The sequence below is a fragment of the Streptomyces sp. NPDC014891 genome (genome assembly GCF_043081085.1).
Lineage (GTDB): Bacteria > Actinomycetota > Actinomycetes > Streptomycetales > Streptomycetaceae > Streptomyces.
Window position 1 is genome coordinate 33,601 of record NZ_JBIBWF010000005.1, and the last position, 22,992, is coordinate 56,592.

General features: G+C 71.3%; 21 protein-coding genes. 9 read left to right on the forward strand and 12 right to left on the reverse strand.

The annotated features are described in order from the left end of the window. The first annotated feature begins 28 nt into the window (after positions 1-28). Both gabT and ACF09E_RS15475 read left to right on the forward strand, forming a co-directional pair. Positions 29-1,363 carry a 4-aminobutyrate--2-oxoglutarate transaminase gene (gabT, locus tag ACF09E_RS15470; RefSeq protein WP_388793905.1) on the forward strand — a complete coding sequence of 445 codons (1,335 nt, stop codon included), beginning with the start codon at positions 29-31 and terminating at the stop codon, positions 1,361-1,363. Between the two features lie 218 nt (positions 1,364-1,581). Continuing rightward, on the forward strand, positions 1,582-2,331 hold the full coding sequence (locus ACF09E_RS15475) for a phosphatase PAP2 family protein (protein ID WP_392205687.1): 750 nt from the start codon (positions 1,582-1,584) through the stop codon (positions 2,329-2,331). On the opposite strand, the gene ACF09E_RS15480 is transcribed toward ACF09E_RS15475, so the two are convergent. The 8 genes from ACF09E_RS15480 to ACF09E_RS15515 all read right to left on the reverse strand — a co-directional run bounded on the left by ACF09E_RS15480 (position 2,282) and on the right by ACF09E_RS15515 (position 12,065). Continuing rightward, positions 2,282-4,084, reverse strand: a complete 1,803-nt coding sequence (locus ACF09E_RS15480) for a chitinase (protein ID WP_392205688.1) — start codon at positions 4,082-4,084, stop codon at positions 2,282-2,284. The genes ACF09E_RS15475 and ACF09E_RS15480 overlap by 50 nt on opposite strands. A 161-nt stretch (positions 4,085-4,245) precedes the next feature. Beyond that, positions 4,246-4,716, reverse strand: a complete 471-nt coding sequence (locus tag ACF09E_RS15485; RefSeq protein ID WP_392205689.1) for a hypothetical protein — start codon at positions 4,714-4,716, stop codon at positions 4,246-4,248. Positions 4,717-4,848: 132 nt separating this feature from the next. Then, positions 4,849-6,267, reverse strand: a complete 1,419-nt coding sequence (locus tag ACF09E_RS15490; RefSeq protein WP_392205690.1) for an NAD(P)/FAD-dependent oxidoreductase — start codon at positions 6,265-6,267, stop codon at positions 4,849-4,851. 36 nt (positions 6,268-6,303) lie between these two features. Then, positions 6,304-7,107 (reverse strand): ABC transporter permease, encoded by an 804-nt coding sequence (locus ACF09E_RS15495; protein ID WP_361850121.1) that lies wholly within the window; start codon positions 7,105-7,107, stop codon positions 6,304-6,306. Beyond that, positions 7,107-8,033: an ABC transporter permease gene (locus tag ACF09E_RS15500; RefSeq protein WP_392205691.1), complete on the reverse strand. Its 927-nt coding sequence runs from the start codon at positions 8,031-8,033 to the stop codon at positions 7,107-7,109. Before ACF09E_RS15500 ends, ACF09E_RS15495 begins: the two co-directional genes overlap by 1 nt. Continuing rightward, entirely contained in the window at positions 8,030-9,208 is a 1,179-nt protein-coding gene (locus ACF09E_RS15505) for an ABC transporter ATP-binding protein (RefSeq protein ID WP_392205692.1), read from the reverse strand. The genes ACF09E_RS15500 and ACF09E_RS15505 overlap by 4 nt, the downstream gene beginning before the upstream one ends. 45 nt (positions 9,209-9,253) lie before the next feature. Further along, the gene (locus ACF09E_RS15510) at positions 9,254-10,501 is read right to left on the reverse strand and encodes a PotD/PotF family extracellular solute-binding protein (protein ID WP_392205693.1); all 1,248 of its coding nucleotides are present in this window, start codon (positions 10,499-10,501) and stop codon (positions 9,254-9,256) included. A gap of 49 nt (positions 10,502-10,550) precedes the next feature. After that, complete coding sequence (locus ACF09E_RS15515; RefSeq protein ID WP_392205694.1) at positions 10,551-12,065, reverse strand: gamma-aminobutyraldehyde dehydrogenase; 1,515 nt, start codon at positions 12,063-12,065, stop codon at positions 10,551-10,553. Between the two features lie 175 nt (positions 12,066-12,240). Between ACF09E_RS15515 and ACF09E_RS15520 the strand changes: the two genes are divergently transcribed. Further along, positions 12,241-12,792: an NADAR family protein gene (locus tag ACF09E_RS15520; RefSeq protein ID WP_392205695.1), complete on the forward strand. Its 552-nt coding sequence runs from the start codon at positions 12,241-12,243 to the stop codon at positions 12,790-12,792. Between the two features lie 125 nt (positions 12,793-12,917). Here the strand turns inward: ACF09E_RS15520 and ACF09E_RS15525 are convergent, their stop codons facing one another. Next, positions 12,918-13,601, reverse strand: a complete 684-nt coding sequence (locus ACF09E_RS15525; RefSeq protein WP_392205696.1) for a DUF4190 domain-containing protein — start codon at positions 13,599-13,601, stop codon at positions 12,918-12,920. Between the two features lie 75 nt (positions 13,602-13,676). On the opposite strand from ACF09E_RS15525, the gene ACF09E_RS15530 reads away from it, so the two are divergent. The 6 genes from ACF09E_RS15530 to ACF09E_RS15555 all read left to right on the forward strand — a co-directional run bounded on the left by ACF09E_RS15530 (position 13,677) and on the right by ACF09E_RS15555 (position 19,432). Next, positions 13,677-14,708 carry an adenosine deaminase gene (locus ACF09E_RS15530; protein WP_392205697.1) on the forward strand — a complete coding sequence of 344 codons (1,032 nt, stop codon included), beginning with the start codon at positions 13,677-13,679 and terminating at the stop codon, positions 14,706-14,708. Between the two features lie 56 nt (positions 14,709-14,764). After that, on the forward strand, positions 14,765-15,490 hold the full coding sequence (locus tag ACF09E_RS15535) for a glycerophosphodiester phosphodiesterase (protein ID WP_392206105.1): 726 nt from the start codon (positions 14,765-14,767) through the stop codon (positions 15,488-15,490). Then, the gene (locus tag ACF09E_RS15540) at positions 15,487-16,272 is read left to right on the forward strand and encodes an SAM-dependent methyltransferase (protein ID WP_392205698.1); all 786 of its coding nucleotides are present in this window, start codon (positions 15,487-15,489) and stop codon (positions 16,270-16,272) included. Before ACF09E_RS15535 ends, ACF09E_RS15540 begins: the two co-directional genes overlap by 4 nt. Then, positions 16,272-17,444: a sensor histidine kinase gene (locus tag ACF09E_RS15545; protein ID WP_392205699.1), complete on the forward strand. Its 1,173-nt coding sequence runs from the start codon at positions 16,272-16,274 to the stop codon at positions 17,442-17,444. Before ACF09E_RS15540 ends, ACF09E_RS15545 begins: the two co-directional genes overlap by 1 nt. After that, positions 17,441-18,154, forward strand: a complete 714-nt coding sequence (locus ACF09E_RS15550) for a response regulator (RefSeq protein WP_392205700.1) — start codon at positions 17,441-17,443, stop codon at positions 18,152-18,154. Before ACF09E_RS15545 ends, ACF09E_RS15550 begins: the two co-directional genes overlap by 4 nt. 96 nt (positions 18,155-18,250) lie before the next feature. Further along, complete coding sequence (locus tag ACF09E_RS15555) at positions 18,251-19,432, forward strand: serine hydrolase domain-containing protein (RefSeq protein ID WP_392205701.1); 1,182 nt, start codon at positions 18,251-18,253, stop codon at positions 19,430-19,432. Here ACF09E_RS15555 and ACF09E_RS15560 read toward each other — a convergent pair. The 3 genes from ACF09E_RS15560 to ACF09E_RS15570 form a co-directional block, all read right to left on the reverse strand. Then, entirely contained in the window at positions 19,429-19,968 is a 540-nt protein-coding gene (locus ACF09E_RS15560) for a hypothetical protein (protein WP_392205702.1), read from the reverse strand. The two genes, ACF09E_RS15555 and ACF09E_RS15560, sit on opposite strands and share 4 nt — an antisense overlap. 84 nt (positions 19,969-20,052) lie before the next feature. Continuing rightward, the gene (locus ACF09E_RS15565; protein WP_392206106.1) at positions 20,053-21,219 is read right to left on the reverse strand and encodes a spermidine/putrescine ABC transporter substrate-binding protein; all 1,167 of its coding nucleotides are present in this window, start codon (positions 21,217-21,219) and stop codon (positions 20,053-20,055) included. Positions 21,220-21,362: 143 nt separating this feature from the next. Further along, a complete protein-coding gene (locus ACF09E_RS15570) occupies positions 21,363-22,799 on the reverse strand; it encodes a gamma-aminobutyraldehyde dehydrogenase (RefSeq protein ID WP_361850008.1) in 1,437 nt (478 codons plus the stop codon). Between the last annotated feature and the right edge of the window lie 193 nt (positions 22,800-22,992).

Consider the following 22,992-nt stretch of genomic DNA (forward strand, 5'->3'; position numbering starts at 1 on the left):
GCGTCCAGAACACCCCCAGGAGCCCCGCATGAACGCTGTCCCGCAGGAGCGGCGCATCGTCACCGCCATCCCCGGTCCGAAGTCGCAGGAGCTTCAGGCCCGCCGTCTCGACACGGTCGCCGGTGGCGTGGGCTCCACGCTCCCCGTCTTCACCCAGCGGGCCGGCGGCGGCATCATCGAGGACGTCGACGGCAACCGTCTGATCGACTTCGGTTCCGGCATCGCCGTGACCTCGGTCGGCGCCTCCGCCGAGGCCGTCGTGCGCCGCGCCTCCGCGCAGCTGCAGGACTTCACCCACACCTGTTTCATGGTGACGCCGTACGAGGGCTACGTGGAGGTCTGCGAGGCGCTCGCCGAGCTGACCCCGGGCGACCACGCCAAGAAGTCCGCGCTGTTCAACTCCGGCGCCGAGGCCGTCGAGAACGCGGTCAAGATCGCCCGTTCGTACACCAAGCGCCAGGCCGTCGTCGTCTTCGACCACGGCTACCACGGCCGTACGAACCTCACGATGGCGCTGACCTCGAAGAACATGCCGTACAAGCAGGGCTTCGGCCCGTTCGCCCCCGAGGTCTACCGCGTGCCGGTGGCCTACGGCTACCGCTGGCCCACCGGCCCGGAGAACTGCGGCCCCGAGGCCGCCGCGCAGGCGATCGACAACATCACCAAGCAGATCGGCGCCGACAACGTCGCCGCGATCATCATCGAGCCGGTCCTCGGCGAGGGCGGCTTCATCGAGCCGGCCAAGGGCTTCCTGCCGGCCATCGTGAAGTTCGCCAACGACAACGGCATCGTCTTCGTCGCCGACGAGATCCAGTCCGGCTTCTGCCGGACCGGCCAGTGGTTCGCGTGCGAGGACGAGGGCATCGTCCCCGACCTCATCACCACCGCCAAGGGCATCGCGGGCGGCCTGCCGCTCGCCGCCGTCACCGGCCGCGCCGAGATCATGGACTCCGTCCACGGCGGCGGCCTGGGCGGCACCTACGGCGGCAACCCGGTGGCCTGCGCCGGCGCCCTGGGCTCCATCGAGACGATGAAGGAGCTCGACCTCAACGCCAAGGCCCGCCGCATCGAGGAGGTCATGAAGACCCGCCTCACCGCCATGCAGGAGAAGTTCCCGGCCATCGGCGACATCCGCGGCCGCGGCGCCATGATCGCCATCGAGCTGGTCAAGGACCGCGACACGAAGGAGCCGTACGCGGAGGCCGCCGCCGCGCTGGCCAAGGCCTGCCACGCCGAGGGCGTGCTGGTCCTGACCTGTGGCACCTACGGCAACGTGCTGCGCTTCCTGCCGCCGCTGGTGATCGGCGAGGACCTGCTCAACGAGGGCCTCGACGTGATCGAGAACGCGTTCGCCCAGATCTGATCCGGCGACCGTGCCGGGCCGGGCGACCGGCCCGGCACGGGCCCGGCGGCAGGCCGGGGCACCGGCTCCCGGGCCGGTCCGGTGACGGATCCGGTGACGGATCCGGCGCGGGGCGGGACCTCGGATCTGACACTCCGTGTGAAGACTGTGTGGGGGGCCGATGGCGGGACGCGTTTCCCGCTGTCGGTCCCCCCTTCTCTGACGTACGGTTTCTGCAGATGAGAGAAACACCCCGGGCGGAGCCTCCCCAGCACCGTCCACACCGTGCCGCCGCGCACACCCCTGGAGCCTCGTGCTCCGGAACTCCTCACCGATCGGACGGCCGCCCGCCCCACACCCCCCGGGGCGTGCGGCGATCCGATCCTCTCGGCCGCCCTGGAACCACCCCCCCTGTTCCAGGGCGGCCGGCTCTCTTCTCGGCGCTCGTCGCCCTCGTCGTCGTGACCTGGCAGGTGCTCGTCCACGGCCCCCTGGCCAGGCTCGACGAGCGGGTGTCCCGGGCCTTGGTGGACTCGGTCCCCCGGCCCCTCTCCGAACTCGCCGCCGACCTCGGCAACATGACCGTCGCCCTCCCCGTCCTCGCGTGCGCGATGGCGTACGCGGTGTGGCGCGGCCGCCGGCTCGCCGCCCTGTACGCGGGTCTCGCGATGGCCGCGGTGCCCCTCCTCGTGATCCCGCTCAAGGAGTGGACGGCCCGCCCCGGCCCGCTGGAGCCCTGGGCCCACGGCTACTACCCCTCGGGCCACACGGCCACGGCGATGGTCGCCTACTTCGGCGCGGCCTTCCTGGTCTCGAACCGCCTGATCCCCGCCGCCGCCGTACTGACGGCGGTGACGGGGACCGGGCTGGTGCTGCGGGGCTACCACTGGCCGCTGGACGTCCTGGCCAGTCTCTGCCTGTCGCTGCTGATCCTGGCGGTCAGCTCCAGTTGTACGCGTCGAAGTTCTGCGAGAACTGCCACTGGTTGAAGCGGTCCCAGTTGATCGACCAGGTCATCAGGCCGCGCAGGGCGGGCCAGGTGCCGTGGGTCTGGTAGGTGCCGCAGTTGGTCTTCCGGGTGAGGCAGTCCAGGGCCTTGTTGACCTCGGCCGGGCTCGTGTGGCCGTTGCCCGCCTGGGTGGAGGCCGGGAGGCCGATCGCGACCTGGTCGGCGCGGAGCGCGGGGAAGAAGCGGTCCGTGTTGCCCGCGACCGGGAAGCCGGTGAGCAGCATGTCGGTCATCGCGATGTGGAAGTCGGCGCCGCCCATGGAGTGGTACTGGTTGTCCAGGCCCATGATGGAGCCCGAGTTGTAGTCCTGGACGTGCAGCAGGGTGAGGTCGTCGCGGAGGGCGTGGATGACCGGCAGGTAGGCGCCGGCGCGCGGGTCCTGGCCGCCCCAGGGGCCGGAGCCGTAGTACTGGTAGCCGAGCTGGACGAAGAAGGTCTCCGGGGCCATGGTCAGGACGAAGTTCTGGCCGTACTTCGCCTTGAGGGTCTTGACCGCCTGGATCAGGTTGACGATGACCGGGCTGGTCGGGTTCCGGAAGTCGGTGTCACCGGTCTGCAGGGACAGCGAGTGGCCCTCGAAGTCGATGTCGAGGCCGTCGAGGCCGTACTCGTCGATGATCTTCGAGACGGAGGAGACGAAGGTGTCGCGGGCGGCGGCGGTGGAGAGCTGCACCTGGCCGTTCTGGCCGCCGATCGAGATGAGGACCTTCTTGCCCGCGGCCTGCTTGGCCTTGATGGCGGCCTTGAAGTCGGCGACCGACTCGACGTTCGGGCACTCGGTCGCCGGGCACAGGCTGAAGCGGATGTCGCCCGAGGTCACCGACGTCGGCTCGCCGAAGGCGAGGTTGATGACGTCCCAGGAGTCGGGGACGTCGGCCATCCGGGTGTATCCGGAGCCGTTGGCGAAGCTGGCGTGCAGGTAGCCGACGAGGGCGTGCGCGGGCAGGCCGGGGTTGCCGCCTCCGCCGCCGCTGGTCGTGGTCGCGCTCACGGCGGCCGACTTGGCCGACTCGCCCGCGCTGTTCACGGCGCTGACCTGGAAGGTGTACGCGGTGGAGGCGGTGAGCCCGGTGACGGTGGCCGAGGTGCCGCTGACCGTCTGGACCTTGGTGGTCCCGCGGTAGACGTTGTACGAGGTGGCCCCGGAGACCGCGGACCAGGTCAGGGGCACGCTGGTGGAGGTCGGGGAGCCGGCGGCGAGGCCGCCGGGCACGGCCGGGAGCTGGACGGGGTCGCCGCCGGGGCCGTAGAGGGAGAGGTCGTCGGCCTGGTAGGCGGGGGTGCCGTACCAGCCGTGGGTGTAGACGGTGACCGAGGTCGTCGAGGCGCCCGTCGTGAAGGTGGTCGCGAGCCGCTGCCAGTCGGGCGCGGAGCCCGTCCAGGTGGAGACGTCGGTGGTGCCCGTGCCGGAGGCGCCGAGGTAGACGTAGCTGCCGCGCACCCAGCCGCTGAGGGTGTACGAGGAGTTGGGCTTGACGGTGACGGTCTGGGAGCAGCGGGCGTTGTCGCTGCCGGCCGGGGTGGCCTGGAGGGCCTTCGTGCCGCTGCGGGTGGGGGTGGAGACGGCGGCGCCGCTGCCGGCGGTGCAGGTCCAGCCGTCGAGGCCGGCCTCGAAGCCGCCGTTGCGGACGAGTTCGGCGTCGGCGGCCTGGGCGGCGGGGCCGAGGGCGGCGAGTCCTCCGGCGGCGAGGACGCCTGCGAGGAGCAGGGTGAGGGGTCTGGCGCGGTCCACAACTGCCTCCGGGGATGGGGGAATCGAGGTGGGAGCGCGCCTCAGCATGGTCCAGACCAATCGAGTGGTCAAGACCTCTGGCCCCGACGTCCGCACGGCGGACGGGGCGATCCGCCCTCCGGACGGAACGCGTCCGTCCGATCCGCCCGGCGGGACGTCCCTTACGGCGTCTCCCGCGACCGCCCGAGCCGACCCGCCGCCTCGTGCATGGCGAGCTCCAGGAGCGCGGCGTCGGTGAGGGTGCCCGCGCCGTCCGGCGCCACCAGCCAGCGGACCGCTCCGGTCGACCGGCCGGGGTACGGGACGACGATCCAGGTCCCGGCGCCCGCGCCGCGCACCCCGGTGCCGAGCCAGCGGGTCACGGTGCCGGGCGGCACGAAGAAGCCCATCCGGGCGTCGCCGAAGTCGGCGAGGACCGGGCCCGGCCTGCCCACCAGGCGGGTCAGCACGTCGAGCGTGGGATAGCCCAGCTCGGCGGGGAGGATCAGGACGTCCCAGCGCCTGCCGGCGGGCAGCAGCGCGACCCCGTGCGGGTTGCGCTCCCACTCCCACCGGCAGGCCTCGGGATCGGGTGCGACCGAGGCCAGCCACTCCACCGCGCTCTTGGCGCCCGAGGCCCCCGTACCAGTCATCGCAACGGTCTCCTTCCGTGTGGACACGGTGTCCGTACGGAGAGAGCGATTCGGGCGGCTGCTCTTACGCGGTTTCAGCTACCCGGCAGTTGTGATGTGGCTCACAGAGGCCGGCCGGAGGGCCGTGCGGCCTCAGCTGTCGAAGCCCAGCCCCACCCGGTCCATCGCCTTGAGCCAGAGGTTGCGGCGGCCCCCGTTCTCGTCGGCCTTCGCCAGCGCCCACTTGGTGATGCCGATGCCGGCCCAGGCGATCGGCTCGGGCGGGAAGGGCAGCGGCTTGCGGCGGACCATCTCCAGCTCGGTGCGCTCGGTGCGCTCCCCCGCGAGCAGGTCGAGCATCACGTCGCCGCCGAAGCGGGTGGCGCCGACGCCGAGTCCGGTGAACCCGGCCGCGTACGCCACCCTGCCCTGGTACGCCGTACCGAAGAAAGCCGAGAAGCGGGAGCAGGTGTCGATCGCCCCGCCCCACGCGTGGCTGAAGCGGAGCCCCTCCAGCTGCGGGAAGCAGCGGAAGAAGTGCTCGGCGAGCTTGAGGTACGTCTCGGGGCGGTGGTCCATCTCGGCGCTGACCTTGCCGCCGAAGGGGTAGATCGCGTCGTAGCCGCCCCAGAGGATGCGGTGGTCGGCGGTGATCCGGAAGTAGTGGAACTGGTTGGCGGAGTCGCCGAGTCCCTGCCGGTTCCTCCAGCCGACGGAGGCGAGCTGCTCGGCGCTGAGCGGCTCGGTCATCAGGGCGTAGTCGTAGACCGGGACGGTGTACGCGCGGACGCGCTTGACCAGCGACGGGAAGACGTTGGTGCCGAGGGCGACCCGGCGGGCGAGGACCTTGCCGTACGGGGTCCGCACGCCCATGCCGGCGCCGGCCTGCACCAGTTCCAGGCCCGGGGTGTTCTCGAAGACGCGGACGCCCAGGTCCAGGCACGCCCGCTTCAGGCCCCAGGCCAGCTTGGCGGGGTTCAGCATGGCGACCCCGCGGCGGTCCCAGAGCCCGCCGAGGAAGGTCGGCGAGTCGACCTCGGCCCGGACGGCGTCCCGGTCGAGGAGTTCGATGCCGTCCGCGAGTCCGAGCCGCTCGATCTCCTCGTACACCTCGTGGAGCTCGTCGACCTGGTAGGGCTCGGTGGCGACGTCGATCTCGCCGGTGCGCTCGAAGTCGCAGTCCAGCCCGTAGCGGGCGACCGCCTCCTCGATGCCGTCGAGGTTGCGCTCGCCGAGCTCCTCCAGCTTCGGCAGCTCGCCCGGCCAGCGGGCGAGCCCGTTGCCGAAGCCGTGGGTGAGGGAGGCGGCGCAGAATCCTCCGTTGCGGCCCGAGGCGGCCCAGCCCACCTCGCGCCCCTCGATCAGCACGACGTCCCGGGCGGGATCGCGCTCCTTGGCGAGGAGCGCGGTCCACAGTCCGCTGTAGCCGCCGCCGACGACGAGCAGGTCGCACGTCTCGGTACCGGTGAGGGCGGGCAGGGCGCCGGGCTTGCCGGGGTCTTCCAGCCAGAAGGGGACGGGCTGGGCGTCGGAGAGAGATTGTGCAGCGAGACGCATGGCGACTGGGGCCATGGTTTCCAACTCCTTCGGTGCCCGACCGGGGCTCGGTCAGGCTGTTGCTGTTTTCTTGCGCCGGTTCGTAATGATTTGCCCGGCCACGACCACCAGTACCGCGAGGACGAACATCGCGGTGCCGATGACGTTGATCTGAACGGGGGTTCCGCGCTGCGCCGAGCCCCAGACGAACATGGGGAAGGTGACGGTGGAGCCCGCGTTGAAGTTGGTGATGATGAAGTCGTCGAACGAGAGCGCGAAGGCGAGCAGCGCGCCGGCGGCGATGCCGGGGGCGGCGATCGGCAGGGTGACGCGCAGGAAGGTCTGCACCGGCCCCGCGTAGAGGTCGCGTGCGGCCTCCTCCAGGCGGGGGTCCATGGACATGACCCGCGCCTTGACGGCCGTGACGACGAACGACAGGCAGAACATGATGTGGGCGATCAGGACCGTCCAGAAGCCGAGCTCGATGCCCATGTTGAGGAACAGGGTGAGCAGCGAGGCGGCCATGACGACCTCGGGCATCGCCATCGGCAGGAAGATCAGCGAGTTGATCGCGCCGCGCGCCCGGAAGCGGTAGCGGACCAGCGCGAAGGCGATCATCGTGCCGAGGACGACCGCGCCGACCGTCGCCCAGGCGGCCAGCTGGAGCGAGAGGGAGAGCGACTCGCACATGTCGGCGACGCCGCAGGGGTCTTTCCAGGCGTCGAGCGAGAACTCCTGCCAGGAGTAGTTGAAGCGTCCCTTCGGCCTGTTGAAGGAGAACGCCATCACGACGAGGTTGGGCAGGATCATGTACGCGAGCGTGAGCAGGCCCGCGATGACGACCAGGTTGCGACGGATCCAGCGCATCGTCCCCATCAGACGAGGTCCTCCGTTCCCGCTCGGCGGATGTAGACGGTGACCATGACCAGCACGATCGCCATGAGGATGAAGGAGAGCGCGGCCGCCGTCGGGTAGTCGAGGACGCGGAGGAACTGCGACTGGATGACGTTGCCGACCATCTTGGTGTCGGTCGAGCCGAGCAGTTCGGCGTTGACGTAGTCGCCGCTCGCCGGGATGAAGGTGAGCAGGGTGCCGGAGACGACGCCGGGCATCGACAGCGGGAAGGTCACCTTGCGGAAGGTGGTGGCCGGGGAGGCGTAGAGGTCCTGCGCGGCCTCGTGCAGCCGGCCGTCGATCCGCTCCAGGGAGGTGTAGAGGGGCAGGATCATGAAGGGCAGGAAGTTGTACGTGAGACCGCAGACGACCGCCATCGGGGTGGCGAGGACGCGGTCGCCCTCGGTCCAGCCGAGCCAGCTCGTCACGTCGAGGACGTGGAGCGCGTTCAGCGCGTCGACGACGAGGCTGTCGTCGGCGAGGATCGTCTTCCAGGCCAGCGTCCGGATGAGGAAGCTGGTGAAGAAGGGGGCGATCACGAGGACCAGGAGCAGGTTGCGCCAGCGGCCCGCCTTGAACGCGATGAGGTACGCGAGCGGATAGCCGAGCAGCAGGCAGAGGATGGTCGCGGTCCCGGCGTAGAGCAGGGAGCGGACGAACTGCGGCCAGTACTCCTGGAAGGCGTCCCAGTAGGTCTGGAAGTGCCAGGTGACCTGGAATCCCGCTTCCAGGCTGCCCTCCTGGACGGAGGTGGAGGCCTGGTAGACCATCGGCAGCGCGAAGAAGACGAGCAGCCAGACGATGCCGGGGAGCAGCAGCAGGTACGGGACGAGCCGCTTGCGGGTCGAAGGCTTGCGCAGAACCGGTTCCTCGGTGGGCGGCGCGTCCTTCACGAGGGTCGCGGTCATCCGGCGTCCTCCACCGTCTCCACACCGGCGTCGATGTCCTGGTCGGCGTCGAGCCCGAAGGTGTGCGCCGGGTTCCAGTGCAGGACGACCTCGGCGCCGGGGACGAGCCGGGTGTCCCTCTCGACGTTCTGCTCGTAGACCTGGAGTTCCGCGCCCGCCGGGCTGTTCACCACGTACTGGGTGGAGACGCCGATGAAGGAGGAGTCGGCGATCCGGCCGGTGACGCGGTTGCGGCCGTCGGGTATCGAGCCGGCGTCGTCCTTGTGCGTCAGCGAGATCTTCTCGGGGCGGACGCCCACGAGCACCTTGCCGCCCTGGCGGACGGCGGAGGTACAGCGGCCGGCGGGGACGCGGAGCTTGCCGCCGCCGGCCGTGACGAGGACGTCCGCGGTGGCGGAGCCCGTCTCCAGGACCTCGGCCTCGATGAGGTTGGAGGTGCCGAGAAAGTTCGCGACGAACGTGGTCTTCGGGTTCTCGTACAGGTCGGCGGGGGCGCCGAGCTGCTCGACGCGGCCGCCGTTCATCACCGCGACCTGGTCGGCCATCGTCATGGCCTCCTCCTGGTCGTGGGTGACGTGCACGAAGGTGATGCCGACCTCGGTCTGGATGCGCTTGAGCTCCAGCTGCATCTGGCGGCGCAGCTTGAGGTCGAGGGCGCCGAGCGGCTCGTCGAGGAGGAGCACCTGGGGGTGGTTGATGAGGGCGCGGGCGACGGCGACGCGCTGCTGCTGGCCGCCGGAGAGCTGGTGCGGCTTGTGGCGGGCCTTGTCGCCGAGCTGGACGAGCTCCAGCATGTCGTCGACCTGCTTCTTCACCGACTTGATGCCGCGGCGGCGCAGGCCGAAGGCGATGTTCTCGGTGATGTCCATGTGCGGGAAGAGGGCGTAGGACTGGAAGACGGTGTTGACCGGCCGCTTGTACGGCGGGAGGTCGGTGACGTCCTTGTCGCCGAGGAAGACGGTGCCGGTGCTGGGGTCCTCCAGGCCGGCGATCATCCGCAGGGTGGTGGTCTTGCCGCAGCCGGAGGCGCCGAGGAGGGCGAAGAAGGAGCCCTGCGGGACGGTCAGGTCCAGCGGGTGGACGGCGGTGAAGGAGCCGTAGGACTTGCTGATCCCGGTGAGACGGACGTCGCCGCCGCCCGTGGTCTTTCCGGTGTGAGGAGTCTTGTCAGTCATGGGTTGTGGTCCCGGGGAGTGAGAGAGAGGTGGACGACGGGGGCCTCAGGCTCCGATGAGCTTGGCGAACTTCTCCTCGTACGCCGTCTCCTCCGCGCTGGTGAGCGAGCGGAAGGCGTGGGACTTCTTGGCCATGGCCTTGTCCGGGAGGATCAGCGTGTTGTTCGCGAGCTCGGGGTCGATCTTGGAGAGCTCGTCCTTCACCCCGTCGACGGGGCACACGTAGTTGATGTACGCGGCGAGCTGGGCGGCGACGGGGAGCTCGTAGTAGTAGTCGATGAGCTTCTCGGCGTTCGTCTTGTGCCGGGACTGCGCGGGGACGAGCAGGTTGTCGCTGGAGGTGATGTAGCCGGCGGAGGGGATGGAGAACCTGATGTCCGGGTTGTCCGCCTGGAGCTGGATGACGTCGCCGGCCCAGGCGAGGCAGGCGGCGATGTCGCCCTTGTCGAGGTCGGAGGTGTAGTCGTTGCCGGTGAAGCGGCGGATCTGCTTCTTGTCGACGCCCTTCTGGAGGCGTCCGATCGCCGCGTCGTAGTCGGCGTCCGTGAAGTTCCCCGGGTCCTTGCCGAGGTCGAGCAGTGTCATGCCGACGGAGTCGCGCATCTCGGTGAGGAAGCCGACCCGGCCCTTGAGCGAGGGGTCGTCGAGGAGCTGGGTGACCGAGTCGACCTTCTTGCCGCCGGTGGCCTTGACGTTGTACGCGATGACCGTGGAGATGCCGGTCCAGGGGTACGAGTAGGCGCGGCCGGGGTCCCAGTCGGGGGTGCGGAACTGGGCGGAGAGGTTCGCGTACGCGTGGGGGAGGTTCGAGGCGTCGAGCTTCTGGGCCCAGCCGAGGCGGATCATCCGGGAGGCCAGCCAGTCGGTGACGCATATCAGGTCGCGGCCGGTGTCCTGGCCGGCCGCGAGCTGCGGCTTGATCTTGCCGAAGAACTCGACGTTGTCGTTGATGTCCTCGGTGTACTTGACCTTGATCCCGGTGCGCTTCGCGAACGCCGCCAGGGTCGGGCGGGACTTCTCGTCCTCGCTGACGTCCATGTACTCGGTCCAGTTGGAGAAGGCGAGGGTCTTCTCCTTGGCCGAGTCGTCGATGGACGCGGGCCCCTGGCCCTCCCGCTTGGCCGGCGGGATGCCGCAGGCGCTCAGGGAGGCGAGGCCTCCCACGGTGAGCGCGCCCACACCGCCCGCGCGCAGCATCGAACGGCGGGTGAGGGCGCCCCGGCCGCTCGTCAGGCTGCGACGTATCGCCGCCACCTGCGCGGCGGAGAGGCTGTCGGGCTCGTACTGCTCCATGCGCTGTGCCCTTTCGGGATGGTGTGGCCGCTGGTCTGGCGGCGGGCTGCTATCGGTCCCCGAAGATCGTGCGGTGCCAGTCCTTGGCCGCCACCGCGGTGTTGTCGAACATCACGTGCTTGACCTGCGTGTACTCCTCGAAGGAGTACGCCGACATGTCCTTTCCGTAGCCGGACGCCTTGGTACCGCCGTGGGGCATCTCGCTGATGATGGGGATGTGGTCGTTGACCCAGACGCAGCCGGCCTTGATCTCGCGGGTGGCCCGGTTGGCGCGGTAGACGTCCCGGCTCCAGGCGGAGGCGGCCAGGCCGTAGGGGGTGTCGTTGGCGAGCCGGATGCCCTCGTCGTCGCCGTCGAAGGGGAGGGCGACCAGGACCGGCCCGAAGATCTCGGACTGCACGACCTCGCTGTCCTGCGCGGCGCCGGTGATCAGGGTCGGACGATAGTACGCACCGTCCTTGAGGTCGCCGCCGGGGGCTTCCCCGCCGGTGACCACGGTGGCGTAGCCGCGGGCCCGCTCCACGAAGCCGGCGACGGCGTCGCGGTGGCGGTGGCTGACGAGCGGGCCGAGGTCGGTGGCCGGGTCGAAGGGGTCGCCGAGCCGGACGGTCTCCATCAGTTCGGCGACGCGGGCGACGAAGGCGTCGAAGAGCGGGCGCTGGACGTACGCGCGGGTGGCGGCGGTGCAGTCCTGGCCGCTGTTGATGAGGGAGGCGGCGACGGCGCCGTGGGCGGCGGCCTCCAGGTCGGCGTCGTCGAAGACCACGAAGGGGGCCTTGCCGCCGAGTTCGAGGTGGAGTCGCTTGACGGTGGCGGTGGCGATCTCGGCGACGCGCTTGCCGACGGGGGTGGAGCCGGTGAAGGAGGTCATGACGACGTCGGGGTGGCCGACGAGGTGCTCGCCGACGGTCCTGCCGGCGCCGTTGACGATGTTGACCACTCCGTCGGGGATGCCGGCCTCCTTCGCCGCCTGCGCGAACATCAGGGAGGTCAGCGGGGTCAGCTCGGCCGGCTTGAGGACGATCGTGTTGCCGGCGGCGATGGCCGGCAGGATCTTCCAGGCGGCCATCTGGAGCGGGTAGTTCCAGGGGGCGATGGAGCCGACGACGCCGATGGGCTCGCGGCGGACGTACGAGGTGTGGTCGCCGCTGTACTCGGCGGCCGACTGGCCCTGGAGGTGACGGGCCGCCCCCGCGAAGAACGCGGCGTTGTCGACGGTGCCGGGCACGTCGAACTCGGTGGTGAGCTTGAGCGGCTTGCCGCACTGGAGGGACTCGACGCGGGCGAAGTCCTCGGCCCACTCGGCGAGGACGGCGGCGAAGCGGTGGAGCGCGTCGGAACGCTCCCCTGGGGTCGCGCCGGCCCAGCCCGGGAAGGCGGCCTTGGCGGCGGCGACCGCCTCGTCGACGTCGGCGGTGGAGGCGAGCGTGTAGGTGTACACGCTCTCCCCGGTCGCCGGGTCGATCACGCTGTGTTCCCGGCCGGAGGTCCCGGCCCGGAGCCGCCCGCCGATGTACTGTGCGCCGTCCGCGAAGCGGTCCGTCACCTGGAAGCGGTTGCCCATGACGCTCTCCGTTGTCCCAGCTCGAATTGAGTGCCGATCCTGACAGAGGGATGATGGCCCAACAAGTGATTCCGTTGTTGCCTTTTGGTTACGCGACGGAATCGGTCGACCATGTGTCGAGGCGGCCGGAAAATCTCCGTACGGAGTGTCCGTGGCGAATGCCACACTCCCATGCATGAGCGCGATCGAGGCACTGACACAGCAGGTCAACCGGGGTGATCGGGTGAAGTGGCTGCACTTCTGGGGTCACCGTCCGCACCCGGACGGGCGGCTCACGGCGAGCTGTCTCAGCCAGTGGTGGCCGGCACCCTTCGTGGTCTCGGGCGTGTCGTACGCGACGGCCGAGCACTGGATGATGGCCGCCAAGGCCCGCCTCTTCGAGGACGCCGACGCGGAGCGGGCCGCGCTGGCCGCCCGTACCCCGGCGGAGGCCAAGAAGGCGGGCCGGCTCGTCCGGGGCTTCGACGAGGCGGTGTGGGCGCGGGAGCGCTTCGGGATCGTCGTCGAGGGCAGCGTGCACAAGTTCGCCTCGGACGAGGCCCTGCGCTCCTACCTCCTCGGCACCGGCACCCGGGTCCTCGTGGAGGCCAGCCCGGTGGACCGGATCTGGGGCATCGGCCTGGCGGCCGACGACCCCGCCGCCCACGACCCGGCCCGCTGGCGCGGCGAGAACCTGCTGGGCTTCGCCCTGATGGAGGCGCGCGAGCGGCTGCGCCAGGGAGCCTGAGCGGCACGGCACCGGCGGGATCGCGCGACCGGTACGCGGAAGGGCCCCGCACCCAGGGGGTGCGGGGCCCTCTCGCGCTGGCGCGTCCGGCCCGGCGGCCGGAGTCGCTCAGCGTCCGGAGCGGCTCAGCGGCCGCTCTCGACCACCAGGCTCGACGCGAACGGGTCGTCGTCGTAGCCGGAGTCGAACGAGCCGGAGTCCTGGCTGGCCGCCCAGATGATGAACCCCAGGAAGACGGCGCTCACCACGGTGCCGATCGCGCCGAGCACGATGCCGGTGACGGCCATGCCCCGGTTGGTCGCCTCGCCCCGGCCGCACTTCTTGACCCCGATGATGCCGAAGATCAGCGCCAGGATGCCGAGGATGGCTCCCAGGCCCCACAGGCAGAATCCGGCCACCGCGATGATGCCCAGCACCATCGAGGCGATCCCCATGCCGTTGGACGGGGACTGCTGCCAGCCCGTCTGGCCGGGGTAGCCGCCGGGCGACGGGTAGCCCGGGTAGCCGTACCCGGAGCCCGTCGGAGCCGGCGGGGTCGCCGCCGGGTAGCCGTACCCGCCGGACGTGTCCGCCGCCGGGTAGCCGTACGCCCCGGGCGTGGCCGCCGGGCCGCCGGGGGCGACCGGCGGCGGCGGCACCTCGGCGGGGCCGGGCGAAGCGAGCGGAAACGACGTGACGGTCTGCTGGTCGTGCACCGGCGGCGGCGACGGGGTCGCCCCCTTGCTCAGCTCCACCCCGTCACGGTTCGGCGGAGCCCACGGGTCCGTCGGGTCGTACCCGCCCCGCGACTGGTCTTGGTTGTCAGACATGGGCCTCCCCCATCATGGTCCCGCCATGCTACGGCCTCACCCGTGAGGGGGAACCGTCCGGCCTACGATGAACGGATGACCGATCTCCATCCCTTCATCGCGGGCCTGCCCAAGGCGGAGCTGCACGTCCACCACGTCGGCTCCGCCTCGCCCCGGATCGTCGCCGAGCTCGCCGCCCGGCACCCCGACTCCAAGGTCCCCACGGACCCGGAGGCGCTGACCGACTACTTCACCTTCACCGACTTCGCCCACTTCATCGACGTCTACCTCTCGGTCGTCGACCTGGTCCGCACCCCCGAGGACGTCCGGCTGCTGACCTTCGAGGTCGCCCGTGACATGGCCCGGCAGAACATCCGGTACGCCGAGCTCACCATCACCCCCTACTCGTCCACCCGCCGGGGCATCGACGAGCGCGCCTTCATGGCCGCCATCGAGGACGCCCGCAAGGCGGCCGAGGCCGAGTTCGGCACCGTCCTGCGCTGGTGCTTCGACATCCCCGGCGAGGCCGGCCTGGCCTCCGCCGAGGAGACCGCCCGCCTCGCCACCACGGACGGGCTGCGCCCCGAGGGCCTGGTCTCCTTCGGCCTCGGCGGCCCGGAGATCGGCGTGCCGCGCCCCCAGTTCAAGCCGTACTTCGACCGGGCGCGGGCGGCCGGCCTGCACTCCGTGCCGCACGCGGGCGAGACGACCGGCCCGCAGACCGTGTGGGACGCGATCAACGACCTGGGCGCCGAGCGCATCGGCCACGGCACCAGCTCCGTCCAGGACCCGGCGCTCCTCGCCCACCTGGCGGAGCACCGCATCGCCCTGGAGGTCTGCCCGACCTCGAACATCGCCACCCGGGCCGTCGCCACCCTGGACGAGCACCCGATCCGGCAGATGGTCGACGCGGGCGTCCTCGTCACGATCAACAGCGACGACCCTCCCATGTTCGGCACCGACCTCAACAACGAGTACGCGGTCGCGGCCCGCCTCCTCGGCCTCGACGAGCGCGGTGTCGCCGCCCTCGCGAAGAACGCGGTGGAGGCCTCGTTCCTCGACCGGCCCGGCAAGGACCGGATCGCCGCCGAGATCGACGCGTACACCGACACCTGGCTCGCGCGCTGACGACTGGCCCGCCCGCCCGCGACGGCGAGAATGGGCCCATGGACTCCGACACCCCCATGGACCCGACCGCCGTCGTGACACCCGCCGTGGCCCCGGCCTCCGTGACCGTCGTGGGCCATCGCGGCGACCCGTACCGCGTCCGCGAGAACACCCTCAGCTCGATCGCCTCGGCGATCGAGCGGGGGGCGGACGCGGTCGAGGTCGACGTCCGGCTGACCAGGGACGGCGTGCCCGTCCTCCTCCACGACGAGACCCTCAAGCGGCTGTGGGGCCACGACCGGCCGCTCCGCGTCCTCTCCTACGAGCAGCTCCGCGAGCTGACGTACGACGGCGTCCCCACCCTGCGCGAGGCCCTGCTCGCGGCCGGCGACAGGCGGCTGATGCTGGACCTGCCCGGCGGCGACGAGGACTCGGTCCGGACGATCGTCCGGACGGTCCGCGAGTGCGGCGCCGGGGAGCGGGCCTACTACTGCGCCGGGGCCGTCGCCATGCTCCAGGTGCGCGCGGCCGACCCGGCCGCCGAGATCGCCCTCACCTGGACCTCGCTCGCCCCGCCCCGCCCGGTCCTGCTCGACGTGGTGCGGCCCCGCTGGCTCAACTACCGCTTCGGCCTGGTGAGTCGGGCCCTCACCGACCGGGTGCACCGGGACGGCCTGCTCGTCTCGGCCTGGACGGCCGACACCTCGCGGAGCATGCGTAAGCTGATCACGAACGGGGTCGACTCGATCACCACCAACCGGGTCGACGCCCTCGCCGCCGTCCTGCGAAAGGCCCAGGCATGAACGACCGGATCCGGACCGACGTCGCCCACAACGCGCGGGTGTGGAACTACTGGCTGGGCGGCAAGGACAACTACCCGGTCGACCGCGCGGTGGGCGACCAGGTCACCGGCTTCTACCCGAGCATCGGCGAAGTCGCCCGCGCGGACCGGGCGTTCCTCGGCCGCGCCGTCACCTTCCTCGCCGCGGACGCCGGGGTCCGCCAGTTCCTCGACATCGGCACCGGTCTGCCGACCGCCGACAACACGCACGAGGTCGCCCAGCGGGTCGCGCCGGACTCCCGGATCGTCTACGTCGACAACGACCCGATCGTCCTCACCCACGCCCGCGCGCTGCTGACCAGCGCCCCCGAGGGCGTCACGGACTACGTGGACGCCGACGCGCACGAGCCGGATAAGATCCTGGCGGCCGCCGGAGCGACCCTGGACCTCTCCCGTCCGGTCGCCGTGATGATGCTCGGCATCCTCAACTTCGTCCTGGACACCGCGAAGGCCCGGTCGATCGTCCGCACCCTGATGGACGCCGTCCCCTCCGGCAGCCACCTGGTCCTCACCCACCCGACGCTGGAGCCGGAGCTCGGCGGGGAGGGCAACAAAGCCGCGATGGCGTTCTGGAACGAGAACGCGACCCCGCCGATCACCGCCCGCAGCCGCACCGAGTTCGTCTCCTTCCTCGACGGGCTCGACATCCTGGAGCCGGGCGTCCTGTCCTGCTCGCGCTGGCGCGCGACCGCCGAAGGCGCCCCCGTGGTCGCGCAGTTCGGCGCGGTGGGCCGCAAACCGTAATGGGAGGACGCGGGGACGTCCGCGCCCGGTGGGAGCGGACGCGGACCTGGGGCGGGGCCAATCCGTGGGCGGTGGACGCCGGGATCGCGCTGCTCGTCCAGGCGGCGATGACGATGCCGTTCGTGGTGCCGCGCCCGCCCGAACTCGAACCGGCGACCTGGACCGCGTACGGGCTGACGACGCTCACGGTAGTCCCGCTCGTCTGGCGGCGGCGGGCACCGGTCGCCGTGCTCCTCGCGATCCTGGCGGCGAGCACGCTGTACATCGTGGCGGTGGACGGACCGGGGCAGCCGCTGCCGTACACCGGACTCGTCATCGTCTACACCGTGGCGCTGCACTCCCCGGCGCGCAAGCGGCTGGCGACGGCGGGGCTCATGCTGGTCGCGGTGCCCGTCTCGGTCTGGCTCAACACCCGGTCGGCCCGCGAACTGACCTTCTCACTCTTCGTGTTCGGCGCGGCCTACGTGTTCGGCCGGCTCCAGGACGCGCGGCAGCGCGCGCACCTGGTCGAGGCCGAGCGGGCCGCGGCGCGCGAACGGGCCCGGATCGCACGGGAGATGCACGACATCCTGTCGCACGCGGTGAGCCTCATGGTCGTCCAGGCGGAGGCGGGCCCGGTGGCGGTCCGGGCGGCGCCGGAGCGCGCGGAGGCCGCGTTCGAGGCGATCTCCGAGACGGGCCGGGAGGCGATGACCCAGCTGCGGCAGATGCTGGGTCTGCTGCGGGAGGGGTCCGAGGGGGCGCCGCCCCGGGAGCCGCAGCCGGACATCTCCGGGATCCCCGCGCTGGTGGAGCGGGTGCGGTCCGGCGGCCTGCCGGTCGCGTACACGACGCGGGGCGGGGTCCGGGCGCTGCCGGCGGCGACCGGCGCGAGCGCCTACCGGATCGTGCAGGAGGCCCTGACCAACGTCGTCAGACATGCGGACGCGCGCCGGGCCGAGGTCCTGCTCGCGCACGCCGACGGCGTCCTGCACGTCACCGTGACGGACGACGGCCGCGGCCCCGCGCCGGCGGCGGGGACGCGGGGATCCGGCGGCCACGGCCTCACCGGCATCCGGGAGCGGGCCGCCGCGCACGGCGGGACGGCGACAACCGGCCCCGGTCCGGACGGCCGGGGCTTCGAGGTGCGGGTCCTGCTGCCCGTACCGTCCACGGCGGAGGCGGGGAGATGACGACGATCCGGGTGGTGGTCGCGGACGACCAGGAACTGGTCCGCAGCGGTTTCGCGATGATCCTCGACGCGCAGCCGGACATCGAGGTGGTGGCGGAGGCCGGGGACGGCGCCGAGGCGGTCGATGCGGTGCGCCGCCACGCCCCGGACGTGGCGCTGCTCGACATCCGGATGCCCGGCACCGACGGCATCGAGGCCTGCCGGGAGATCAGCGCGGGCGGCGGCTGCCGGACGGTGATCCTGACGACCTTCGACACCGACGCGTACGTCTACGAGGCGCTGCACGCGGGTGCGAGCGGCTTCCTCCTCAAGGACGTCCGGCGGGACGATCTGGTGCACGCGGTACGGGTGGTGGCGGCCGGCGACTCGCTGCTGGCACCGTCCGTGGCCCGTCGGCTGGTGGAGCAGTACACGGCGGGCGGTCCGCGCAGGACCGCCCCGGACCCCCGGCTCGACGTGCTGACCGGCCGGGAGCGGGAGACGCTGCTGCTCCTGGCGCGCGGCCTGTCCAACGCGGAGATCGCCGCGGAGCTGGTGGTGAGCGACCACACGGTGAAGACGCACGTGGGGAACGTGCTCGCCAAGCTCGGCCTGCGGGACCGGATCCAGGCGGTGATCTGCGCGTACGAGACGGGCCTGGTCGCGGCGGGCTCTCCCCCGCCCGGGGGAGCCGGCGGTCCGGCCTTCTCCCCCTGGTCGGCGAGGAGTTGACCACGGGAAGACCGCCGGTGCGGGCGATCCGGTGAGCGTCGCGGGTCAGCAGGATGGAGTCGTCGAGAACAACGGCTCACACCCACGGAGTTGACCATGAGGACGTCCACCCGCTCGCTGCTCGCCACCGCCCTCGTCCTGGGGGTGGCCGCGGGGCCGGCCCTCGCACCGGCCTTCGCGGCTCCGGCCGCTCCGGTGACGGCGCCGGCCCCGGCGGCCCGCCCGGCGAGCCCGGACCTGAGCGCGGTGATCGCCGGGCTTCCGCGGGCCGACGCCACGGCCGCGCTCGTCCGGGTCGGCGGCTCCGAGGGGGTCTGGCGGGGCAGCGCCGGCGTCCACGACCTGGTGAGCGGCGCCCCGGCGGACCCGGGGGCCCGCTTCCGGGCCGGCTCGGTGACGAAGGTCTTCACGGCGGCGACCGTCCTCCAGCTGGCCTCCGAGGGCCGGATCGACCTGGACCGCACGGCCCGTTCCTACCTGCCGGAGCTGATCCCCGGCCGGTACGCGACGGTGACGGTGCGCCAGCTCCTGAACCACACACACGGCATCCCGGCACCCGACCTGGGCGTCGGCGACACGGTGGAGGAGTGGTACGCGCACCGCTTCGACGTCCACGACCCGGAGGACATGGTCCGCTCGGCGACGGCGAAGCCGCGCGAGTTCCGGCCCGGCACGAAGCAGCACTACCTCAACATCGGGTACACGATCGCCGGTCTGATCGTGGAGCGGGTCACGGGCGACACGTACGAGCACCAGGTGGAGCGGCGGATCCTGCGCCCGCTGGGTCTCCGGGACACCTTCCTGCCGGGCGAGGCGGCCGAGCTCCCGGGCCCGTACAACCACGGCTACCAGACGATGCGGCTCGACGACGGGACGACCGGGCTACGGGACGTCTCGGTGTGGGGGGTGACGGACGGCTGGGCGGCCGGCGACCTCGTCTCGACCACGGCCGATCTGGAGCGGTTCACCCGGGCGCTGTTCGCGGGCCGGGTGGTGCGGGGGCCGCTCCTGGAGGAGATGTTCACGCTGCCCAAGGTCGCGGACCTGAAGTCCGGCGATCCGGCAGCGCACTCCTCGGGCCTGTCGATGAAGAGGCTCGGGGGCCGCGAGGTCTGGGGGAAGACCGGCGGCCGCTGGGGGTACAACGCGGCCGTCGCCTCCACCCGCGACGGCGCGCGCACCCTCGTCTACAGCGTCAACTCCACCGACGCGAAGGGCCAGGACATGAACCCGACCGCCCTGAACCTCATGGTCGCGGCGTACGGCCTGCCGGACTAGCGGGCGCCGGCCGGCACGGGCTCCGGTGCCGTGGCGGCTTCGAGCCGCTTGATCAGCCGGCGCACGTGGAGCAGGGGCAGGATCCCGACGACGCCGAAGGACATGTCGATCACCGACCACCAGAAGGGGATGCCCCGGATCGGTCCGCAGATCAGGGCGAGCGGGATGATGCCGACGCAGGCGATCATGCCGAACTCGACGACCCAGACGTTGCGGACGGGGTCGCGGTGGACGCCGTAGAAGGCGACCGCGATGACGAGGTGCGCGAAGGCGAGCCAGTCGGTGCCGTAGAGCAGGTACGGGGCCTGCGCGTCGGCGGTCTCCAGGCCGCCCCGCACCCGGTCGATCCACTCGGCGAGTCCGGGGAGCAGGTCGGCCGCGGGGGCCGCCCAGCCGTCGAGCGCGGAGTCAAGGAGCCGGAGTTCGGTGACGAGCGGGAACGCGGTGATCCCGCTCAGGACCAGGCAGACGACGAAGACGATCAGCCAGACGCGGATGCGCGTGAGAAGGGCTCTCGGCCCGTTCGAGTCGCTCATGAGGGCAGCGTACGCCCTTCTTGAACGCGTTCAGAAACGGGGGGGTGCCGTGGGTGCGACCCCCGCGGCGACCCCCCGCGCGGCTCACAGGCCGACGATCGCGTTCCACCGCTTCGTGAAGTCCTGCCGCTCCCGGGCGGTGATGTCCCGGGCGATCGCGAGACGTCCCCGCATGTCCGCGTCCGGGAAGATCAGCGGGTCCTCCGCGAGGGCCACGAGCTCCTCGTCGCCGGAGTCGGCGAGGACCTGCTGGGCGGCCGGCACCGGGCAGACGTAGTTGACCCAGGCGGCGAGTTCGGCGGCGACCTCGGGTTCGTAGTAGTAGTCGACGAGCTTCTCGGCGTTCGCCTTGTGCTGCGCGAGGTTGGGGACCAGCAGGGACTCGGCCCACAGTTCGGCGCCCTCCTCGGGGACGACGAACTCGATGTCCGGGTTGTCGGCCTGGAGTTGGATGACGTCGCCCGAGTAGGCCTGGCAGGCGAGCACGTCGCCGGTCGACAGGTCCTTGATGTAGTCGTTGCCGGTGAAGCGGCGGATGTGCCGGGACTTCACGAGGCCCTCGACCTGCTCGCACAGGGCGTGGAAGTCGTCGCCGGTCCACCGGGTGACGTCGACGCCGCGGCCCATCATGAGCAGCGCGAAGGACTCGTCGAGCCCGGACAGCAGGGTGACCTTGCCGCGCAGGTCGTCGGCCCACAGCTCCTTGGTGGAGCGGAGTTCACGGCCGAGCTTGCGGCGGTTGTACGCGATGCCGGTGATCCCGGACTGCCAGGGGACGGTGTGCAGCCGGCCCGGGTCGAAGGCGGGCGAGCGGAGCTGCGGGTCGAGGTGCTCGGTGACGTTCGGCTGGCGGGCGCGGTCCATCTCCTGGGCCCAGCCGAGGCGGACGAAGCGGGCGGCCATCCAGTCGCTGACGACGATCAGGTCGCGGCCGGTCTGCTGGTGGTTCATCAGCGACGGGCTGATCTTGCCGAAGAACTCGTCGTTGTCGTTGATCTCCTCGGTGTAGCGGACGGAGATCCCGGTGCGCGCGCGGAACGCGTCGAGGGTCGGCCGCTTCCGGGCGTCCTCGTCGTCGGTGTCGATGTAGAGCGGCCAGTTGGCGAAGTCGAGCGTCCTGTCCCGGGCGGAGAGGTCGCGGCCGGCCCGGTCGGCCTCGTCGACGTAGGCGGCGGGGACCCCGCACCCGGCGGCGAGCAGGCTCGCGGCCCCGGCACCCCCGATGCCGCGCAGCAGGGACCGGCGGGAGATGTTGTTCCTGGCTGTCGCTCTCACCCGTGCAGCATCCCGGGAGGCCCCGGGCCGGGGCAATGGACGCTCCGTCGAGCGACGCGGCGCGGCCCCGACACCCTGTCGACCGGGGTGCCGGGGCCGCGTGGCGTTCAGGCGGGGGTTCAGCCCAGGGAGGTCATGACGTGCTTGATGCGCGTGTAGTCCTCGAAGCCGTAGCCGGAGAGGTCCTTGCCGTAGCCGGACTTCTTGAAGCCGCCGTGGGGCATCTCGGCGACCAGCGGGATGTGGGTGTTGATCCACACGCAGCCGAAGTCGAGGGCCTTGGACATGCGCATCGCGCGCTGGTGGTCCTTGGTCCAGACGGAGGAGGCGAGGGCGTACTCCACGCCGTTCGCGTACTCCAGGGCCTGGGCCTCGTCCGTGAAGGACTGGACGGTGATGACGGGGCCGAAGACCTCGTTCTGGATGATCTCGTCGTCCTGCTTGAGGCCGGACACGACGGTCGGGGCGTAGAAGTAGCCCTTGTCGCCGACCCGGTGGCCGCCGGCCTGGACCTTGGCGTGCGCCGGGAGGCGGTCGATGAAGCCGGTGACCTGCTTCAGCTGGTTGGCGTTGTTGAGGGGGCCGAAGAGCACGTCCTCGTCGTCCGGCTGTCCGGTCTTGGTCTCGGAGGCGGCCTTGGCGAGCGCGGCGACGAACTCGTCGTGGATGGACTCGTGCACGAGCACGCGGGTGGCGGCCGTACAGTCCTGGCCGGCGTTGAAGAAGCCGGCGACGGAGATGTCCTCGACGGCCTTGTCGATGTCGGTGTCCTCGAAGACCACGACCGGGGCCTTGCCGCCCAGCTCCAGGTGGACGCGCTTGACGTCCTTGGCGGCGGACTCGGCGACCTGCATGCCGGCGCGCACGGAGCCGGTGATGGAGGCCATGGCGGGGGTCGGGTGCTCGACCATCGCCTTGCCCGTCTCGCGGTCGCCGCAGACGACGTTGAAGACGCCCTTGGGGAGGATCTGGCCGATGATCTCCGCCATCAGGACGGTCGACGCGGGGGTCGTGTCCGAGGGCTTGAGGACGACGGTGTTGCCCGCGGCGAGCGCCGGGGCGAACTTCCACACGGCCATCATCATCGGGTAGTTCCACGGCGCGACCTGGGCGCAGACGCCCACCGGCTCGCGGCGGACGATGGAGGTCATGCCCTCCATGTACTCGCCGGCCGAGCGGCCTTCGAGCATCCGGGCGGCACCGGCGAAGAAGCGGATCTGGTCCACCATCGGCGGGATCTCTTCGCTCGCCGTGAGGGCGACGGGCTTTCCGGTGTTCTGGACCTCGGCGGCGATCAGGTCCTCGGCGCGCTCCTCGAAGGCGTCGGCGATCTTGAGGAGTGCCTTCTGGCGCTCGGACGGCGTGCTGTCACGCCAGGCGGGGAAGGCGGCCGCGGCGGCCTCCATCGCGGCGTCGACGTCGGCCTGGCCCGAGAGCGGGGAGGTGGCGTACACCTCGCCGGTGGCCGGGTTGACCACCTCGATGGTGCGGCCGTCGGCCGCGTCGCGGAACTCCCCGTTGATGTAGTTACGCAGCCGGCGCAGCTCGGTGGTCACTTGCCACCCCTCCTGTCACGTTCTGTCGTCGCACGTCCTTGTGCGGCGTCCCGATGGGCGAGACACCTCAGCCTAATCGCTCGGCTGACGCTTTCAACAGGCCCACCCTCCTCCATCTTCGGATTCCGCGTGATTCGAGGACCTCAACAACGAATTTCATCGATCTGGGGTTGCGAGACCGACATTCTCGGTG

What these genes read in the sequence shown, in the direction of transcription:
- ACF09E_RS15555 (WP_392205701.1), top strand. Translation starts at nt 18,251, where the DNA reads ATGAGGACGTCCACCCGCTCGCTGCTCGCCACCGCCCTCGTCCTGGGG.
- ACF09E_RS15490 (WP_392205690.1), bottom strand. Translation starts at nt 6,267, where the DNA reads ATGGCCCCAGTCGCCATGCGTCTCGCTGCACAATCTCTCTCCGACGCC.
- ACF09E_RS15485 (WP_392205689.1), bottom strand. Translation starts at nt 4,716, where the DNA reads ATGACTGGTACGGGGGCCTCGGGCGCCAAGAGCGCGGTGGAGTGGCTG.
- ACF09E_RS15475 (WP_392205687.1), top strand. Translation starts at nt 1,582, where the DNA reads ATGAGAGAAACACCCCGGGCGGAGCCTCCCCAGCACCGTCCACACCGT.
- ACF09E_RS15510 (WP_392205693.1), bottom strand. Translation starts at nt 10,501, where the DNA reads ATGGAGCAGTACGAGCCCGACAGCCTCTCCGCCGCGCAGGTGGCGGCG.
- ACF09E_RS15505 (WP_392205692.1), bottom strand. Translation starts at nt 9,208, where the DNA reads ATGACTGACAAGACTCCTCACACCGGAAAGACCACGGGCGGCGGCGAC.
- gabT (WP_388793905.1), top strand. Translation starts at nt 29, where the DNA reads ATGAACGCTGTCCCGCAGGAGCGGCGCATCGTCACCGCCATCCCCGGT.
- ACF09E_RS15525 (WP_392205696.1), bottom strand. Translation starts at nt 13,601, where the DNA reads ATGTCTGACAACCAAGACCAGTCGCGGGGCGGGTACGACCCGACGGAC.
- ACF09E_RS15530 (WP_392205697.1), top strand. Translation starts at nt 13,677, where the DNA reads ATGACCGATCTCCATCCCTTCATCGCGGGCCTGCCCAAGGCGGAGCTG.
- ACF09E_RS15500 (WP_392205691.1), bottom strand. Translation starts at nt 8,033, where the DNA reads ATGACCGCGACCCTCGTGAAGGACGCGCCGCCCACCGAGGAACCGGTT.
- ACF09E_RS15515 (WP_392205694.1), bottom strand. Translation starts at nt 12,065, where the DNA reads ATGGGCAACCGCTTCCAGGTGACGGACCGCTTCGCGGACGGCGCACAG.
- ACF09E_RS15560 (WP_392205702.1), bottom strand. Translation starts at nt 19,968, where the DNA reads ATGAGCGACTCGAACGGGCCGAGAGCCCTTCTCACGCGCATCCGCGTC.
- ACF09E_RS15545 (WP_392205699.1), top strand. Translation starts at nt 16,272, where the DNA reads ATGGGAGGACGCGGGGACGTCCGCGCCCGGTGGGAGCGGACGCGGACC.
- ACF09E_RS15540 (WP_392205698.1), top strand. Translation starts at nt 15,487, where the DNA reads ATGAACGACCGGATCCGGACCGACGTCGCCCACAACGCGCGGGTGTGG.
- ACF09E_RS15535 (WP_392206105.1), top strand. Translation starts at nt 14,765, where the DNA reads ATGGACCCGACCGCCGTCGTGACACCCGCCGTGGCCCCGGCCTCCGTG.
- ACF09E_RS15520 (WP_392205695.1), top strand. Translation starts at nt 12,241, where the DNA reads ATGAGCGCGATCGAGGCACTGACACAGCAGGTCAACCGGGGTGATCGG.
- ACF09E_RS15550 (WP_392205700.1), top strand. Translation starts at nt 17,441, where the DNA reads ATGACGACGATCCGGGTGGTGGTCGCGGACGACCAGGAACTGGTCCGC.
- ACF09E_RS15495 (WP_361850121.1), bottom strand. Translation starts at nt 7,107, where the DNA reads ATGGGGACGATGCGCTGGATCCGTCGCAACCTGGTCGTCATCGCGGGC.